We start from the raw sequence: 15,465 nt of genomic DNA on the forward strand, positions 1-15,465 counted from the left end.
CGACGGTGCCGTGCCCGGCACCGTCGAACTGCTGATCCTCGGTGCTGTCGCACCCGTGGCCGAGGAGGAACGACATCACGGCAGGGAGGATGCCGGGACGCTCGGGGCGGCTGAGGGTGAGGTGATGCTCATCCGGTGCTTCCCCGGTACTCCGTACAGGCGTCGACGAGCCAGGTGGCCAGGTAGGACGCGAACGAGGAGCGGACGAGCAGCCACATGCCGGAGTCTGCTTCGTCCCGCACCACGAGAGTGATCGGGGCCTGTGCCAGCAGAGTTGTCAGGCAGGAGCCGACGGGCGTCACCCGCGGGTCCAGGTCGACGGCACAGCCCTGGGCCAGCACCGTGCGCGCGAAGTGCCCGGACAGGGCCAGTGTGGTGCGCTGCGCCGAGACGTCGGCGACGGTGGCGAACTCGTCGCCGACGGCCGTCCGCAGCTGCGCGACGAGCCGGTCCTGTCGGCCCTCGGGGGCCACGAGCAGCCATTCGTCGGGGCCCGTCCACAGCGCCTTGACGTCGCCGGACATCTCGGCGCGCAGGGGGCCCGGCAGGGTGATGCCCAGCAGAGCCTCGACGGAACGGGCCGCCGGACTGCCGGGCCGCAGCCGCAGGGTGAGCTGGGTCAGGAAGGGCAGTTCCCTCGCCCGTATCCCGGTGGGCAGCTGCGCCAGGGTGTCCTGCCATGCGGCGAGCGGGCTGTGGCGAGTGGGCGTCTCAACCGTCACGGCGAGTTCCCTCCTTGTCGAAGAGCACAGGGTCGGTCACGGTCACGGGGACGGTCCGGCCGTCCAGCGGGACGTAGAGGGTTTCGCCGATGCGCTGCGTTCCGGAGCGCACCAGGGCCAGGGCGAACGTCCGTTGCAGGGCGTCGCTGTGGTAGCTGGAGGTGACATGGCCCAGCATCGGCACCGGTGGCGCGGGGATGCTGCTGGTGGCGATGATCTGGGCGCCTTCGGGAAGGAGGACCCGCTCGTCGGCCGGCAGCAGGCCCACCAGCTGCTTGCGGTCGCCGCGCCGGTTCTCCTCGCGGGAGAAGGACCGCTTGCCGATGAAGTCCGGCTTCTTCCTGGACACGATCCTCGACATGCCGAGGTCCTGCGGGGTGACGGTGCCGTCGGTGTCCTGCCCGATGATCGGGTAGGCCTTCTCGGCGCGCAGCACGTGCATCGTCTCCGTGCCGTACGGGGTGATGCCGTACTCGCTGCCCGCCGCGAGCAGGGCCTTCCACACGGTGATGCCGTCCCAGGCCGGGACGTTGATCTCGTAGGCGACTTCGCCGGAGAAACTGATGCGGCACACCCGCGCCGGGACGCCGGCAACAATGGCGTCCCGCCAGGACATGAACGGGAAGGCGTCGTTGGCGACGTCCAGGCCGGGGGCCACCAGCGCGAGCACGTCGCGGGAGCGGGCGCCGACCAGGGGGACGGTCGCCCAGTGCTCGGTGACGGAGGTGAGATGCACCCGCAGGTCCGGCCACTCCGTCTGCAGCCACTCCTCCATCCACTCGAGGACCCTGGCCGCGTTGCCGGTGGTCGTCGTCAGCAGGAACTCCTGCTCGGACACGCGGATCACGGTGCCGTGGTCGAGTGCCATGCCGTCGACGCCGCACATCACGCCGTAGCGGATCCGGCCCACCTTGAGCGTGCTCATCATGTTCGTGTAGAGCCGGTCGAGGAGTACGCCGGCGTCCGGGCCCTGCACATTGATCTTGCCGAGCGTCGAGCCGTCCATCATCGCGACGCCCGTGCGGGCCGCGCGGCATTCGCGCAGCACCGCCTCCTCCATGGTCTCCCCCGCCCGCGGGTAGTACCAGGGGCGCTTCCACTGGCCGACGTCCTCGAACAGGGCGCCGTGTTCGACATGCCACGGATGCAGCGCTGTCACCCGGACCGGGTCGAACAGTTCGCCGCGGTTGCGTCCCGCGAGGGCGGCGAAGGCCACCGGCACGGCGGGCGGGCGGAAGCGGGTGGTGCCCAGGTCGGCGACGTCCATCCCGAGCGCCTCGGCGATGATGCCGGAGGTCATCACACCCGATGTGCGGCCCTGGTCGTGGGCGGTGCCGATGGTGGTGTAGCGCTTGACGTGCTCGACCGACCTGAGGCCTGCGCCGGTCGCCCGCAGTACGTCGGAGACGAGGGCCGCCGGCCAGTTCGAGTGCCGCGGGATAGGCGCTGTCGTTCGTGGTGAACACGACTGCCTGCCGTCCGGGCAGTACGCCGAAGCGGTTGAGGTAGGTGCGGGCCGATCCGGCCAGCATGGTCCCGGGGCGGTCGTTGTCGTCGGAGGCGACCGGCCGCTCGTGGGCGCCGGTGGCGTACACGACCTGCTTGGCGCGGATGCGCCAGATCCGCTGCCGCGAGAGGTGGGCGGGCGCCGCGGCACCGAGATGGTCGGTGCGCTTCTCCAGGGCCAGGACGAGTCCGTCGTCGTAGTGGCCGAAGGCGGTGGTGCGCCGCAGTATCCGTACGTCGTCGCAGGCGTCGATCTCCGCGACGGCGTCGCGGACCCACGCGGTCGCCGGTGCGCCGTCGAGGAGTTCCTGGCTGCCGAGCAGTGACCCGCCGGGCTGCGGGAGTTCGTCGACGAGGATCACGCGGGCGCCGGACCGTGCGGCTGCCAGCGTGGCGGACAACCCGGCCGGGCCGGCGCCGACGACCAGGATGTCGCAGTGGGCGTGCATGGTGTCGTAGCGGGCCGTGTCGGGCTCGCTGCTCAGCCGGCCCCGGCCGGACAGTCCCCGTGCGACCAGGCCGTCGTAGAGCTCCACGGCGGTGGCCGTGAGCATGGGTTCGGGGAAGGGGGCCTCGATCTGAACGAGTGCGTTGGGCTCTTCGGCTCCGGCGGCCAGGACACCGCGCGGCCTCCCGTACTTGATGCTGCCGGCCACGTGGTGCACGCCGCCTGCCAGCAGCGCGGAGGCGAGGGTGTCGCCGGGGTGCCCGGTGTACGCGGTGCCGTCGAAGGTGAAGGAGAGTGTGGTGTCGCGGTCGATGTGACCGTGCCCCGGGGCACGGAACGGGTTGTTCATCGGCCGGCCTCCTGGCCCTTGTGCTGCTGTGCGGCGGATGCGGTGCTGGTGGTGGGGGGCTGCTCGGCACCGGTGTCATGGACCGGGAGGAACGCGTGGGTGACGGTGTCGCGCACGGCGATGAACCAGCGGCGGCAGCCGGCCGCGTGCACCCACCGCTCGGCGAAGGGGCCCTTGGGGTTGTCGCGGAAGAAGACGTACTGGGCCCACTGCTCGTCGTCGAGCGCGTACGGGTCGTCGGGGTAGGCGACGTGCGCCTGTCCGCCGTAGTGGAATTCGATCTCTTCGCGCTCGCCGCACCAGGGGCAGGCCATGAGCTGCATGTCGGTCTCCTCGGCCGGGCGGTCAGTGGGCGACGCCGGCTGCGCCGTGCTCGTCGACCAGGGCGCCGGTGGTGAAGCGAGTCAGGGTGAAGGGCGCGTTGTAGGGGTGCGGTTCGCCGGTGGCGATGGTGTGCGCGTAGCACCAGCCGACGCCGGGGGTGGCCTTGAAGCCGCCGGTGCCCCAGCCGCAGTTGAGGTAGAGGCCCTCGACAGGGGTCGGACCGACGATGGGCGAGGCGTCCGGAGTGACGTCGACGATGCCCGCCCAGGTGCGCAGCATGTGGGCGCGGGCGAAGACGGGGAAGAGCTCCAGCGCGGCAGCCATCTGACGCTCCAGGATGTGGAACGCGCCGCGCTGTCCGTAGCCGTTGTAGCTGTCGATGCCCGCTCCCATGACCAGTTCGCCCTTGTGGGCCTGGGAGACGTACACGTGCACGGCGTTGGACATGACGACGGTCGGGTGCACGGGTTCGAGCAGTTCCGAGACCAGGGCCTGGAGCGGGTGGCTCTGCAGCGGGAGCCGCAGCCCGGCCATGGCGGCCAGTACGGAGGAGTGCCCCGCGGCCGCGAGCGCGACCTTCCCTGCGGCAATGCGGCCGCGCGTCGTCCGCACCCCGGTCACCCGGCCGCCCCGGATGTCTCGGAAGTCCGCCAGCAGCTCGAGCCCCTCGCCGCCGGCCTCGCGGCCCGGCGCGCCGGCGAGAGCGACCGCGATGAACTCAGCCGGTTGCTGGCACAGCTGGCGGACGTGTCGGACGGCGGCACGGACCTGATCCGGCTCGACATGACCGTGCACCGTGCCATCTACGCCGCGACCCGCAATCCCTACCTCGAGGACACCCTGGTCAGGTACGACAACCTGGCCACACGGATCTGGTGCCTGTTCCTCGACCGGCTGCCGGATCTGGCGGGTCACGTGCACGAGCACGGACCGCTGCTGCGCGCCGTCGTCGACCGCGACGCGGAGAAGGCCGCAGCACTTGCCGCGCGCCACGTGGAGGGGTTCGAGACGGCGATCCGCCGCGTCATCTGACGGTTGGCCCCGGGCCGTTGCGGCTGGGCCGCAGCAGACCGGCGGCCTCAGGGCTCTGCCGGGTATTCGTTCTGGTCAGGAATCGAGAAGCGCCGGTCCCACAGCCGCGGCTAGCGTCATCGTCATGACTTCCATCGAATCCGTCACCCTCGAGGTGACCGACCCCACCGCCGCCGACCGCTTCTACACCGACGCCTTCGGCCTGGGCAGTCAGATACGCCTGCGGGCCTCGAAGGCACCGACCACCGGCTTCCGCGGGTTCACGCTGTCGCTCGTGGTGTCCCAGCCGGCCGACGTCGACGCCCTCGTCGACGCGGCCGTGGACGCCGGCGCCACGACGCTGAAGCCCGCTGCCAAGTCGCTCTGGGGCTACGGGGGCGTCGTACAGGCCCCGGACGGGACGATCTGGCAGATCGCGTCGTCGTCGAAGAAGAACACCGGCCCGGCCACCCGGCGGATCGACGAGATCGTGCTCCTGCTGGGAGTCGTGGACGTGGCCGCGACCAAGCGGTTCTACGTCGATCACGGCCTCGCCGTGGGGAAGAGCTTCGGCAGCAAGTACGTCGAGTTCGCCACCGGTTCGGGTCCCGTCAAGCTGGCGCTGTACAAGCGCCGCGCCCTGGCCAAGGTCGCCGGCGTCTCTCCCGACGGCACCGGATCGCACCGGCTCACGATCGACAGCGATGCCGCGCCGTTCACCGACCCCGACGGGTTCGCGTGGACGACCGCGTCGGAGACCGCGTCGCTGTGAACCGGGTGACGCAGGTGCACGCCGACATCGACGACGAACGGAGCCCTCACATGTGTCACCCCGCATGGGGCCGTGCACTCGTCGCGGCGCAGCGCCTGAACGACCTCGCGCGGCTGCGCCGCGTCCGGGACCGGATCGGCAGGGAGTACGCGCAGCCGCTCGATGTCGAGGCGCTCGCCCGCGACGTGCACATGTCGGCCGGACACCTCAGCCGCCAGTTCCGGCTGGCCTACGGCGAGTCGCCGTACGCCGGTCTGATGACGCGCCGTATCGAGCGGGCGACGGCGCTGCTGCGCCGCGGCGACCTCAGCGTCACCGAGGTCTGTTTCGCGGTCGGCTGCTCGTCTCCGGGCACCTTCAGCACCCGCTTCACCGAGCTGGTCGGTGTGCCGCCCGGCGTCTACCGGCGACAGGCGGCGGGCGCGACGGCGGGGATGCCGTCGTGCGTGGCGAAACGCGTGACCAGGCCGATCAGGAACCGGGAAGCGCGGGTCCTCGAGCCGAAGCCGGCGTGAAAGGGCCGGGCTGTCGCCGACGCGTCAGGAGGCCGGGTTCCCTTCGCCGCGTGAGCAAGGCAAAAGGCAGTGGACAGCGATCACGCGGGCGGCAGACTTGACCCATGACCACATCGGATCCCAAGGCCGACCTTCACTTCTACCTGCAGTCCGCCCGCGATGCCCTGTTGTGGAAGCTCGGAGGGCTCTCGGAGTACGACGTCCGCCGCCCGATGACGCCGACCGGCACCAACCTCCTGGGCATGGTGAAACACGTGGCCGGCGTGGAACTCGGCTATCTCGGGGACACGTTCGGGCGGCCGTCCGGTGAGCCGCTGCCCTGGCTCGAGGACGGTGCTGAAGCCAACGCCGACATGTGGGCCACCGCCGACGAGTCACGCGCCTTCATCGTGGAGCTCTACCACCGGGCATGGGCACACGCGGACGCGACGATCGACGCGCTGCCGCTGGAGACGATCGGCACGGTGCCGTGGTGGCCCACCGGCAGGGACAAGGTGACGTTGCATCATGCCGTGGTGCGCGTGATCGCCGATACACACCGGCACGCCGGGCACGCCGACATCATCCGGGAACTCATGGACGGGGCCGTCGGGATGAACAAAAACAACGACAGCATGCCGCCGGGCGATTCGGCGTGGTGGGAGAGCCATCGGACCCGGCTGGAGCGAGTGGCGCAGGAGGCCGACCGCGACGCGTAGCGCCGGATGCCCGGCGCTCGGGCATCTTGACCGGGCCGGCGGGGCCGAAGACGCGGCGGCAGGACGCTGCCGGTTCTTCGCCCCGCACGGGCCCGCGTCAGCCGGTGCGGCGGGAACGCACCAGGGCCAGCCCGGCCAGGACCACGGCGATCAGCCCCAGCAGCAGCGCCACGAAGGCCCCGCCCAGCCCGTTGCCGGTGCCGAGACCGCCGTCGGCGGTGGCCACGACCAGCGCGTCGAGGGCCACGCCGGTCAGCCCCGCCGCCAGGGCCGCGACGACTCCGAGCCGCCCGGATGCGGTGCCGAAGCGGCCGGCGGGGCGGGCCAGCGCCAGTCCGGCGACGGCCACGCCGGTCAGCCCCAGCACGGCGGCGGCGACGGCGCCGATCCGTCCGGAGCTCATGGTGTAGACACTGGCGGCGGCCGGCCTCGGACCAGGTCCGCCGCGCGCTGCACCTCAGCGGCGTGTTCGGATTCCCACCGGCTGTCGCCACGCGCAGCATTCGGAGCAGGGCGACCAGGACCGTCGGTTCCGCGGCGGCGAACCGGCAGAGTTGCCCGCAGGTCACGGTCGCGTCGAACACCACGGTCCGCACCGGAGTGCTCGAATCGATCCGGTCAGGGCAGGAGGCTGCCCGTGGCGAAGGGAAGGACGGCTCCCGCGGCAAGGCCGAGGAGGAGGGAGACGGCGGCCGCCGTGCCGGCGGTGGCGGCGGCCCAGCGGCCGAGGACGGCGTGCGTGTCCGCGGCTGCGGCATCGGTGGTGGTGAAGACCGGCGAGAGCCAGCGCAGATAGTAGAAGAGCGAGGCGACGGTGTTGGCGACGGCGAGTGCGGCGAGCCAGCTGTAGCCGCCGTCGACGGCGGCGCTGAAGACCTGCAGCTTGCCCAGGAAGACGCCGGTGGGCGGGGTGCCGACCATGCCGAGGAGGCAGACGACGAGGACGGCGGCGAGGCCCGGGCGGCGGCGGGCGAGGCCCCGGTAGTCGTCGAGGGTGCGTGCGGCGGGGAGTTCGGTGACGACGGCGAAGGCGCCGAGATTGGTGGCCGCGTAGGCCGCGAGGTAGTACAACAGGGCCGGCTGCGCGAGGTCCGTGCGGGTGGCGACGGCGAGGGCCATGAGGAGGTAGCCGACCTGGCTGATGGTGGAGTACGCGAGCAGGCGTTTCACGGAGGTTTGGAAGAAGGCGGCGAGGTTGCCCAGTGTCATGGTGACGGCGGCAAGGACCGCGAGCAGCAGCGGCCAGTTGACGTCGGTTTCGGGCAGGGCCTGGTGGAGCAGGCGGTAACCGGCGATCAGTCCGCCGATCTTGGGCAGGGTGGTGACGTAGGCGGCGACGGGCGAGGGTGTGCCGTCGGTGACGTCCGGCACCCAGAAGTGGGCGGGCACGGCGCCCGCCTTGAACAGCAGCCCCGCCAGCACCGCCACCAGTCCGACGGCGACCAGCCCGTAGGGGGCCTGCGGCAGTGCGGTGCGCAGGGCGCGGTAGAGGGTGGCGTGGCCGGCGCCGTGGAGCAGGGCCGTGCCGGCGAGCATGACGGTGCCGGTCAGGGCGCCCATCAGGTAGTACTTCAGGGCTGCTTCGGTGCCGCGCGCGTCCTTGGCGAAGGCGGCGAGAGCGTAGGCGGGGACACTGGCCAGCAGGTAGGCGGCGAAGAGGGTGAGCAGGTCGTTCGCGCCGGTCAGGGCGAGGGTGCCCAGGCCCGTCAGCAGCAGCAGGACCCAGTACTCCGTCTCGCGTCTGTGGCCGCGCACCGTCTCCACCGACATGGCGATGACCAGCAGCAGGGCCCCGAGGACGATCAGGCGGCCGGCGTTCGTGGCGGTGTCGACGGCGAACGCATGGGAGAAGACGGTCTGTCGACTGTCGGTGGCCATGGTGACCGCTGTCGCGGTCAGACCGGCCGCGCAGGCCGCGGCGGCGAGAACGGCGACGGCCCACTGGCGGCGGCGCGGCAGCCACGAACCGGCGAGCAGGCCGAGTACCGCGGCGGCGGCCAGTGCGAGTTCGGGGAGGAGGGCGGCGAGGTTCTCGTTCACCGGGCCACCAGCCCGGTCAGGGTACGGCTGGCGGGTTCGACGACGTCGAGCAGCCATCGCGGCGCGATGCCGATCACCAGCGCCAGGGCCAGCAGCACGACGCTGGAGGCCCCTTCGCTGCTTCTCAAGTCCCGGAAGCCGCCGGTGTGGAGGGACGGCGGCAGACGCGGAGCCCCGAGGAACATGGCTCGCAGCGCGCGCAGGAACAATGCGGCGGTGACGAGGATGCCGGTCAGGGCGACGGCGGTGGCGAGCGTCTGGGACGCCAGGGAGCCGGTGAAGATCTGGAACTCGGCGATGAACCCGGAGAAACCCGGGATGCCGAGACTGGCGAACGCGGCGACGAAGGTGACGGCGGCAAAGCGCGGGGTGTGCTCCGCCAGGCCGGAGTACGCGTCGATGGCGTAGGTGCCGCCGCGGTCGTACAGGACGCCGGCGAGCAGGAACAGCGCGCCGGTGATCAGGCCGTGACTGACCATCTGTGTGACGGCGCCGGTGACGGCCAGGGAGCGGGCCTGGGCGTCGGTACCGGCGAGGGTGCCCGCGGCGCCGACGGCGAGGACGATGTAGCCCATGTGGTTGACCGAGGTGTAGGCGATCATGCGTTTGAAGTCGGTCTGGGCCAGGGCCACCAGCGCTCCGTAGACGACGGAGACGACTCCGACGACGACGATCACCACCGCGTAGTGGCGCCAGCTGCCGGGGAGCAGCGGCATGGCGATGCGGACGAATCCGTAGGTGCCCATCTTCAGCAGCACGCCTGCCAGGATCGCGGATCCGACGGCGGGTGCGTCGGTGTGGGCGGGCGGCAGCCAGGTGTGGAACGGCACGGTGGGTGTCTTGACCGCCAGCCCCACTCCGACGGCCAGCAGTACGAGAGCGGCGTACGGGCCGCGCCCGGACAGGGGGTCGGCGGCGGTGAGGTCGACGATGTCGAAGGTGTGCGGGTCGGCGGCCAGGAAGAGGCCGATGAAGCCGAGCAGCAGGGCCAGGGAGCCGATGAAGGTGTAGAGGAAGAACTTCAGCGCCGCCGCGCGGGCCCGCTCGCCGTGTCCCCAGCCGGCGATGACGAAGAACATGCCGACGATGGACAGGTCGAAGAAGACGAAGAAGAGGATCAGGTCGAGAGCGACGAACACGCCGAGGCTGACGGTCTGCAGGAACAGGAACAGGCACACGTACGGTCGCACGCGCCGCGTCTCGCGCAGCGAGTAGACGGCCACGGCCAGGAACAGCACGCAGGTCAGGGCGAGAAGTGGCAGGGACATTCCGTCGACGCCGACGTGGTAGCCCACTCCCGCGCCGGGGATCCAGCGGACGCGCTGCTGGTTCTGCATGCCGCCGTGCGGATCGAAGGCGGCCCACAGGGCGACGACCAGTGCCAGCTCGGCGGCGGTGGTGGCGATCCACAGCCAGAGGCACGCCCGGTCCGGGAGGCTTCGGGGCAGGACCGTCAGCAGCACGCACATCAGCAGCGGAAGGAAGGTCAGGGCGGTCAGCACAGGGGGGTTACCTCACCAGGAGCACGATCAGGGTCAGCACGGCGAAGCCGACGGCGGCTTGGGCGTAGTACTGGTGCAGCAGTCCGGTCTGCGGGCGGCGCGCCCACCGGCCCAGCCTCCGGGCCCCGGCGGCGACCGCACCGACGGCGGCGTCGATACCGTCGTCGTCCAGGCGGCGGGCCTGCCGGGCAACTGCGAGCCCGCCGCGCGCCAGCTGCCGGACGGCGCCGTCCACGACCCGGTCGTCGAACGCGGCCAGCGCACGGGCCAGGGTCGTCGTCGGCCGGACGACGAGCACCTGGGCGGCGTGTTCCAGGCCGAGCCAGTTCTCCGCCCATCGCGCCGCGGCCCCGGGCACGAGGGCGCGGCGGGGGAACGGCCGCCACCAGGCGAGGGCCGCGGCGAGGAGCGCGACGCCGGCGGAGAGGCCCAGCTCCCACGGCCTGGGCGGGGGTTCACCGGTGGCACCCACCAGGTCCCGCATCCAGGCGGCCGGTCCGGGCAGGGCGAGGACACCGAGTACGGCCGCGGCGAGCGCGAGGGCGATCAGCGGGGCGGGCGTGGTGGGGGCGGTACGGCGGGTGCCGTGCTGCTCGGTGTCGTATCCGGACTGCGCGTCGGCGGGAAGGGGCCGGGTGACGTACCACAGTGCTTTGACGCTGTACACGGCGGCGACGGCGGCCGCCGCGAGGCCGACCGCGTACAGGGCGGGGCTGTCGGCGAGCGCCGAGGCGAGGACCAGGTCCTTGGCCGCCCACAGCGACAGCGGCGGCAGCCCCGCCAGGGTGAGCGCGCCGACGGCGAAGCACGCGCCGACCGTGCGGTGGCCGCGGGCGGCACCGCGCAGGGCGGGCAGTTGCCTGGTGCCGAGGGCGGTCAGCCACGCCCCGGCGGCGAGGAACAGGCCGGACTTGGTCGCGGCGTGCGCGACGAGCTGGGTGGTGCCCGCGGTGACGCCGCCGCTGCCGGCGGCCAGGACCATGAAACCGATCTGTGAGGCGGTCGATGCCGCGAGCAGCTGCTTCAGATCGCTCTGCGCGACGGCCACCACGCCCAGGGCCAGAGCGGTGGCCGCGCCGGTCCAGGCGACGACAGGTCCGGCCCAGCCGGTGGCGGCCAGCAGCGGGTGCAGGCGCAGCAGCAGGTAGGCCCCGGCGGCGACCATGGTCGCCGAGTGCAGCAGCGCGGACACCGGGCTGGGTCCCTGCATGGCCCGCGACAGCCAGAAGGAGAACGGCAGTTGCGCGGACTTGCCCAGCGCCGCGGCCACCACCCCGGCGGTGACCACATGCAGCCACGGGGCGGAGGCGTCCGGGAGGGCGTCCAGCCGCAGGGTGCCGGCCCCGCCGGCCAGCGCGGCACCGGCGGCCAGGTACAGGCCGAGGTCCGCGGTGCGGGTGGTGAGGAACGCGGTGTCCGCGGCACGCGCCCGTCCGGGCCGGCGCCACCAGTATCCGATCAGCGCCCAACTGGCCGCGCCCATCAGCTCCCAGGCCATCAGCAGCAGCGGCAGCGTGGTCGCGGTGACCGTCACCAGCATGAATCCGGCGAACAGCAGCATCAGTCCGGTGAACCGGCCCCGGTTCTCCCCCTGACCGAACTCTCCGGCGGAGAAGACCAGGACGGCCGTGGTGACCGCGGCGACCGTGACGACCAGGACCGCGGACAGGCCGTCCACCGCAAGGCCCGTCCGAATTCCGGCGAACAGCGGCGCGCTCGCCGCAGGTCTGGCCGTCGCGGCGGCGACCGCGAGAGCCAGCGTCGCCGAGGCTGCCGCCACGCCGAGGGCGGGCGCCTGCCGGTTCACGCGCGTCCCGGCCAGAGCGAGGGCGGCACCGGTGCCCAGCGGCAGGCCGATCAGCAGCCAGATCAGCGCGGTCATCCCTTCAGGTCCTCGGCCATGTCGGTCATGTCGACCTGCCGGGCCCGGAAGATGGCGGTGGTGACGGCGAAGCCCATCGCCATTTCGACGGCCATCGCCACCACCGCGGCCACGATCACCACCTGCCCGGCGCCCGCCGCCGGGGCGAGGAAGCGCCAGAAGGCGGCGGCGGCGACGACGATGCCGCCGATCATCAGCTCGATCCCCATCATGATCATGACGATGGACTGCTGCGACAGGGCGCCGAACAGGCCGATGGAGAACAGTGCGGCGGCCAGGACCAATACGAGCTCGAAGGTCATCGGCCGACCCCTCCGCCGGCCGGGTCCCGGGGAGGCCGCTGATCGAGGTCGTCGCCGAAGCGGTCGTAGCGTCCGCGCCGGGTGGCCAGGACCGTCGCGCCGACCATGGTGGCCAGCAGCACGAGCCCGAGGACGACCATGGTCAGCATCTGATCACTCATCAGGGACATTCCGACCTGGAAGGTGGTGTCCCGCGGGAGGGATCCCGTGCGCTCGGGCCAGGGTGTCACGAAGATCCCGGCGGTCAGTGCGACGAACACCGCCGTGCTGATGCCCAGTGCGCCGCGCTTGTTGTGCAGCATCGACATCGGCATCAGACCGGCCGGATTCATCATGTAAGCGATCATGAACACAGCCATGATCACCATCTCCATGACCATCATCAGCACGATGACCACCCCCAGATAGGGCAGCCCCAGCACGGTCACCACACCGCCGACGCACACCAGTGAGCCCAGCAGCGCGAACGTGACCCGGGCCATCGAGTCGCAGGTGAACACCAGGACCCCGCCGGCCAGGGCCGACGCGCCCAGCACCCACAGCAGCACCGTGCCCATGAAGGGCGCTCCTTTCCTATCGGTCGAGACCGGCCACAGCCGGGACCAGGGCCTGCACGATCGTCAGCGGGAGGAGCACGACCCAGGCGAACTCGACGTACCGGTCCGCCCGGATCGCCGGGAGCCGCCGCCGCACCCACACCAACAGGGCAAGCACCAGCAGGGTCTTGACCAGCGACCACGCCCAGGCGGGCAGTCCCGGCCCGGCTCCGCCGCCCAGGAACAGCGGCACCGCCATCGCCGCTCCCGACGCGAGCCACAGCCACCGGCCGGCCTGGAGCAGCAGTCGGTCCGCTCCCGAGGTCTCGCCCAGCACGCCGCCCGCGATGTCACGGCCCGCCGGATAGGCGAACGGCCCCAGGAAGCTGAAGGCGAGCACGCCCGCCAGGTAGACGACGAACGCCACCGGCATCCACACCGCGTACCACAGGCCGTGCTGCGCGGCGACGATGTCGCCGACCCGCAGCGACTGCGCACCGGTGGCGGCCGCGATGAGGGCGAACATGAGCGGCAGCTCGTACGCCAGGCCCTGGGCCAGGAAGCGGTAGCCGCCGACGAGGGGGAACGCCGCGTTCGGCCCCCAGCCCGCCAGCCACAGCCCGGCCCAGGTCAGCACCTCCATGGCGTTGAACCACACGACGCCGACCGACAGGTCGGCGACCGCGACGTTCCCGAACGGGACGACCAGCGTCGACAGCACGGCGGCCACGGGCACGGTGACCACCCCGAGCCGCCACAGGAGCCGGTCGGCCGCGGCCGTCCGGCGCGGCTGCGACACCAGCGCCCTCGGCACCCCCAGCAGCGGCCTCAGCGCGGCGGAGGCGGTGACCGGCCGGCCGGCGTCCCGCGCGTCGAGCACGGCGTCGGCTACGACGGCCAGCAGGGCGAGGAGCGTCAGCAGGGCCGGTGCGGCCGGCAGCGTCCACCACGCTCCCGCCTCAACCACGCGCCCTCACCTCCCGGGGGCAGGCGGCCAGTTCGTCCGGGTCCGGGTCGAGGCTGGCGACGACGAGGCGGGCCGCGGCCAGTTCGGCGCCGTCCAGCAGCCGGGGCAGCAACGCGGCCAGGGCTGCCGAGGGCGGGCGCTCGGCGTCCCAGCGGCCGCGCGGGCCCTCGTCCAGGGCAGGGTCCAGTGGTGAACGGTCGTCCAGCCGCGGTACGTCCCCGCGGATGGCGGCGAGCCACTGCCGGTAGCGGGCCGGCACGTCCCCACCGGCGCGCGCGGCAGGGCCGCTCACTCCGGACGCCTCGGCGTCCGCGGTGGTGACGACGCCCATGCCCCGGGTCAGCCGGTACAGCGTCCGTGACCGGCCCACGCGCCGGGCCAGGGGCTCCAGCCGGGGGGCGACCACCGCGGCCGGGGCACCGTCGAGCAGGTCGTCGCGCAGCCGCCGGGCTCTCGTGGCCTCGACGGGCCAGCCCGCCACGCCCAGCAGGCGCCCCAGGCTGTCCAGGTGTGCCGCCGCCCGGCGGCGGACGGCCTCCCCGGTACGGACGGGCTCACCGGCCGCGGCCCGCAACCAGGGCCGGGTCCAGAACGGATGGGCGGGCGCCGCGGCGGGCGGCGGCGGTTCCTCGAGGTCGGCCCGCTGGACGACGTCGCCCTGCAGCACCAGGCGGACGACGAGTCCGGCGGGCCAGTCGGCCAGGAACGGCCCCAGCGGCACATGCAGCCGGTCCAGCGTCAGGCCGTCGCGGTCCTCGCCCTGCTCGGCCATGGGCAGCCCGCCCGGCATCTCCGCCGTGTCACCACCGTGGCCGCCGTGGCCGTGCTCGCCACTGCCGTGCTCGTCCTGCCCCTCGGGGTCGCCACTGCCGTGGCCGTCGTGCGCGTCCTGCCCGCCCGGGGCATGACGGTCATGCTGCCGGTGTGCGTCCGATCCGGCCGGTCCGGCCGGCGGAGAGCCGCGTCGCCGTACGGTCGGCCGGCCCGGGCGCAGACGCAGGTTTCCGCGAGCGGCGTCCAGCGCGTCCGTCACCTCGTCGGCGTCGCGGGCGCGCACGCGGGTGCGTGGGGCGGGCATGTCCTGCCACAGCCGTTGCAGCGCCGCCTCGAGAGCGGGGCAGTCGGGCCCGGCGACGAACAGCACGTCCGCCTGGGCCGGGGTGGACGCCAGGGGCCAGTCGCGCCGTCGCAGGTGACTCTCGGCGGCCACTCGCGCGGCGGCTCCGCCCGGCGTGGCGGCCAGAAGCACGTGCGGCCGGGCGGCAACCGCGCGCAGCGCCATGCCCGTCAGGTCCATCGCAGTGCGCCCTCCCGCCAGGCGTAGGCGACTCCGGTGAGCAGGATCGCGAGGAAGACGAACATCTCGATCACCGCACCGGCTCCCATCGCCGAGATCACGCGCGTCCACGGGTACATGAAGACCATCTCCATGTCGAAGGCGAGGAACAGCATGGTCACCGTGTACCAGCGCACGTGGAAGCGGCTGACCGCGTGCTCCACCGGTTCCAGCCCCGATCCGAACGGCGCGGCGGTCAGTGCCTCGCCCGAGACCCGCAGCAACCGCGCGGCCCCGTGGACGCCGACGGCTCCGAGCAGGGCAATGCCCAGCAGGGACAGCGCGGCCGCCGAGCCGCTCACCGCCTCTCCCCCGCCCGGGAGTCCATCCGGGGGCGGTGGTCCGCCGAGCCGACGGCGCCGGCGCCGGTCGCCGTCCGCACCGACGCCGCCTCTCCCACTGCCATGTGCACGTCCTCCCTGCCCGTCGCGCCAGAAGCATCGGGTACCCGTGCGGGCATGCGAAATCCGAGAAGGGAGTGAGCATCCCGCCGCGGACCCCTGGGACGTCCGCCGGGCCGATGTCGAGCATTCCGGCTCTGCCGCGCGAACTGCG

15 protein-coding genes and 3 pseudogenes are annotated in these 15,465 nt (G+C 72.6%); 4 read left to right on the forward strand and 14 right to left on the reverse strand.

Translation table 11 applies throughout. The features are described 5' to 3' along the window. Positions 1–128: 128 nt before the first annotated feature. The 5 genes and pseudogenes from OGH68_RS00850 to OGH68_RS00860 all read right to left on the reverse strand — a co-directional run. Positions 129–722: a sarcosine oxidase subunit gamma gene (locus OGH68_RS00850; RefSeq protein ID WP_264241313.1), complete on the reverse strand. Its 594-nt coding sequence runs from the start codon at positions 720–722 to the stop codon at positions 129–131. Further along, a pseudogene (locus tag OGH68_RS00855) lies at positions 712–2,629 on the reverse strand (glycine cleavage T C-terminal barrel domain-containing protein); the annotation flags it as partial. The pseudogene OGH68_RS00855 and the gene OGH68_RS00850, both read right to left, overlap by 11 nt. Positions 2,630–2,746: 117 nt before the next feature. Continuing rightward, positions 2,747–3,025: pseudogene (locus OGH68_RS36315) on the reverse strand (2Fe-2S iron-sulfur cluster-binding protein); the annotation flags it as partial. After that, on the reverse strand, positions 3,022–3,348 hold the full coding sequence (locus tag OGH68_RS36320; protein ID WP_413470913.1) for a sarcosine oxidase subunit delta: 327 nt from the start codon (positions 3,346–3,348) through the stop codon (positions 3,022–3,024). The pseudogene OGH68_RS36315 and the gene OGH68_RS36320, both read right to left, overlap by 4 nt. A gap of 22 nt (positions 3,349–3,370) precedes the next feature. Further along, positions 3,371–3,982, reverse strand: a pseudogene (locus OGH68_RS00860) (FAD-dependent oxidoreductase); the annotation flags it as partial. Between OGH68_RS00860 and OGH68_RS00865 the strand changes: the two are divergent. The 4 genes from OGH68_RS00865 to OGH68_RS00880 all read left to right on the forward strand — a co-directional run bounded on the left by OGH68_RS00865 (position 3,902) and on the right by OGH68_RS00880 (position 6,345). Continuing rightward, complete coding sequence (locus tag OGH68_RS00865; protein ID WP_319020266.1) at positions 3,902–4,381, forward strand: FCD domain-containing protein; 480 nt, start codon at positions 3,902–3,904, stop codon at positions 4,379–4,381. The pseudogene OGH68_RS00860 and the gene OGH68_RS00865 overlap by 81 nt on opposite strands. A 124-nt stretch (positions 4,382–4,505) precedes the next feature. Continuing rightward, entirely contained in the window at positions 4,506–5,132 is a 627-nt protein-coding gene (locus tag OGH68_RS00870) for a glyoxalase (protein WP_264241314.1), read from the forward strand. Positions 5,133–5,182: 50 nt separating this feature from the next. Next, on the forward strand, positions 5,183–5,647 hold the full coding sequence (locus OGH68_RS00875) for a helix-turn-helix transcriptional regulator (RefSeq protein ID WP_264241315.1): 465 nt from the start codon (positions 5,183–5,185) through the stop codon (positions 5,645–5,647). A 104-nt stretch (positions 5,648–5,751) separates the two neighbouring features. Next, on the forward strand, positions 5,752–6,345 hold the full coding sequence (locus tag OGH68_RS00880) for a DinB family protein (protein WP_264241316.1): 594 nt from the start codon (positions 5,752–5,754) through the stop codon (positions 6,343–6,345). Between the two features lie 97 nt (positions 6,346–6,442). On the opposite strand, the gene OGH68_RS00885 is transcribed toward OGH68_RS00880, so the two are convergent. The 9 genes from OGH68_RS00885 to OGH68_RS00925 form a co-directional block, all read right to left on the reverse strand. Next, positions 6,443–6,748, reverse strand: a complete 306-nt coding sequence (locus tag OGH68_RS00885) for a DUF6223 family protein (protein ID WP_264241317.1) — start codon at positions 6,746–6,748, stop codon at positions 6,443–6,445. Positions 6,749–6,963: 215 nt separating this feature from the next. Beyond that, entirely contained in the window at positions 6,964–8,385 is a 1,422-nt protein-coding gene (locus OGH68_RS00890) for an NADH-quinone oxidoreductase subunit N (RefSeq protein ID WP_264241318.1), read from the reverse strand. Further along, the gene (locus OGH68_RS00895) at positions 8,382–9,887 is read right to left on the reverse strand and encodes a complex I subunit 4 family protein (RefSeq protein WP_264241319.1); all 1,506 of its coding nucleotides are present in this window, start codon (positions 9,885–9,887) and stop codon (positions 8,382–8,384) included. Before OGH68_RS00895 ends, OGH68_RS00890 begins: the two co-directional genes overlap by 4 nt. Positions 9,888–9,894: 7 nt before the next feature. Continuing rightward, on the reverse strand, positions 9,895–11,769 hold the full coding sequence (locus tag OGH68_RS00900; protein WP_264241320.1) for a proton-conducting transporter membrane subunit: 1,875 nt from the start codon (positions 11,767–11,769) through the stop codon (positions 9,895–9,897). After that, positions 11,766–12,071 (reverse strand): NADH-quinone oxidoreductase subunit NuoK, encoded by a 306-nt coding sequence (locus tag OGH68_RS00905; RefSeq protein WP_264241321.1) that lies wholly within the window; start codon positions 12,069–12,071, stop codon positions 11,766–11,768. Before OGH68_RS00905 ends, OGH68_RS00900 begins: the two co-directional genes overlap by 4 nt. Beyond that, a complete protein-coding gene (locus OGH68_RS00910) occupies positions 12,068–12,628 on the reverse strand; it encodes an NADH-quinone oxidoreductase subunit J (RefSeq protein WP_264241322.1) in 561 nt (186 codons plus the stop codon). The genes OGH68_RS00905 and OGH68_RS00910 overlap by 4 nt, the downstream gene beginning before the upstream one ends. Positions 12,629–12,644: 16 nt before the next feature. Then, on the reverse strand, positions 12,645–13,574 hold the full coding sequence (locus tag OGH68_RS00915) for an NADH-quinone oxidoreductase subunit H (RefSeq protein ID WP_264241323.1): 930 nt from the start codon (positions 13,572–13,574) through the stop codon (positions 12,645–12,647). Further along, positions 13,567–14,871: a hypothetical protein gene (locus OGH68_RS00920; RefSeq protein ID WP_264241324.1), complete on the reverse strand. Its 1,305-nt coding sequence runs from the start codon at positions 14,869–14,871 to the stop codon at positions 13,567–13,569. Before OGH68_RS00920 ends, OGH68_RS00915 begins: the two co-directional genes overlap by 8 nt. Further along, entirely contained in the window at positions 14,862–15,212 is a 351-nt protein-coding gene (locus OGH68_RS00925; protein ID WP_264241325.1) for an NADH-quinone oxidoreductase subunit A, read from the reverse strand. The genes OGH68_RS00920 and OGH68_RS00925 overlap by 10 nt, the downstream gene beginning before the upstream one ends. Positions 15,213–15,465: the final 253 nt, after the last annotated feature.

Origin of the sequence: Streptomyces peucetius (genome assembly GCF_025854275.1) — a bacterium.
In the GTDB taxonomy this organism is placed as follows: Bacteria; Actinomycetota; Actinomycetes; order Streptomycetales; family Streptomycetaceae; genus Streptomyces; species Streptomyces peucetius_A.

Coding starts and splice junctions, on each gene's coding strand:
- OGH68_RS36320 (WP_413470913.1), bottom strand. CDS start 3,348: ATGCAGCTCATGGCCTGCCCCTGGTGCGGCGAGCGCGAAGAGATCGAA.
- OGH68_RS00870 (WP_264241314.1), top strand. CDS start 4,506: ATGACTTCCATCGAATCCGTCACCCTCGAGGTGACCGACCCCACCGCC.
- OGH68_RS00875 (WP_264241315.1), top strand. CDS start 5,183: ATGTGTCACCCCGCATGGGGCCGTGCACTCGTCGCGGCGCAGCGCCTG.
- OGH68_RS00880 (WP_264241316.1), top strand. CDS start 5,752: ATGACCACATCGGATCCCAAGGCCGACCTTCACTTCTACCTGCAGTCC.
- OGH68_RS00885 (WP_264241317.1), bottom strand. CDS start 6,748: ATGAGCTCCGGACGGATCGGCGCCGTCGCCGCCGCCGTGCTGGGGCTG.
- OGH68_RS00900 (WP_264241320.1), bottom strand. CDS start 11,769: ATGACCGCGCTGATCTGGCTGCTGATCGGCCTGCCGCTGGGCACCGGT.
- OGH68_RS00905 (WP_264241321.1), bottom strand. CDS start 12,071: ATGACCTTCGAGCTCGTATTGGTCCTGGCCGCCGCACTGTTCTCCATC.
- OGH68_RS00910 (WP_264241322.1), bottom strand. CDS start 12,628: ATGGGCACGGTGCTGCTGTGGGTGCTGGGCGCGTCGGCCCTGGCCGGC.
- OGH68_RS00920 (WP_264241324.1), bottom strand. CDS start 14,871: ATGGACCTGACGGGCATGGCGCTGCGCGCGGTTGCCGCCCGGCCGCAC.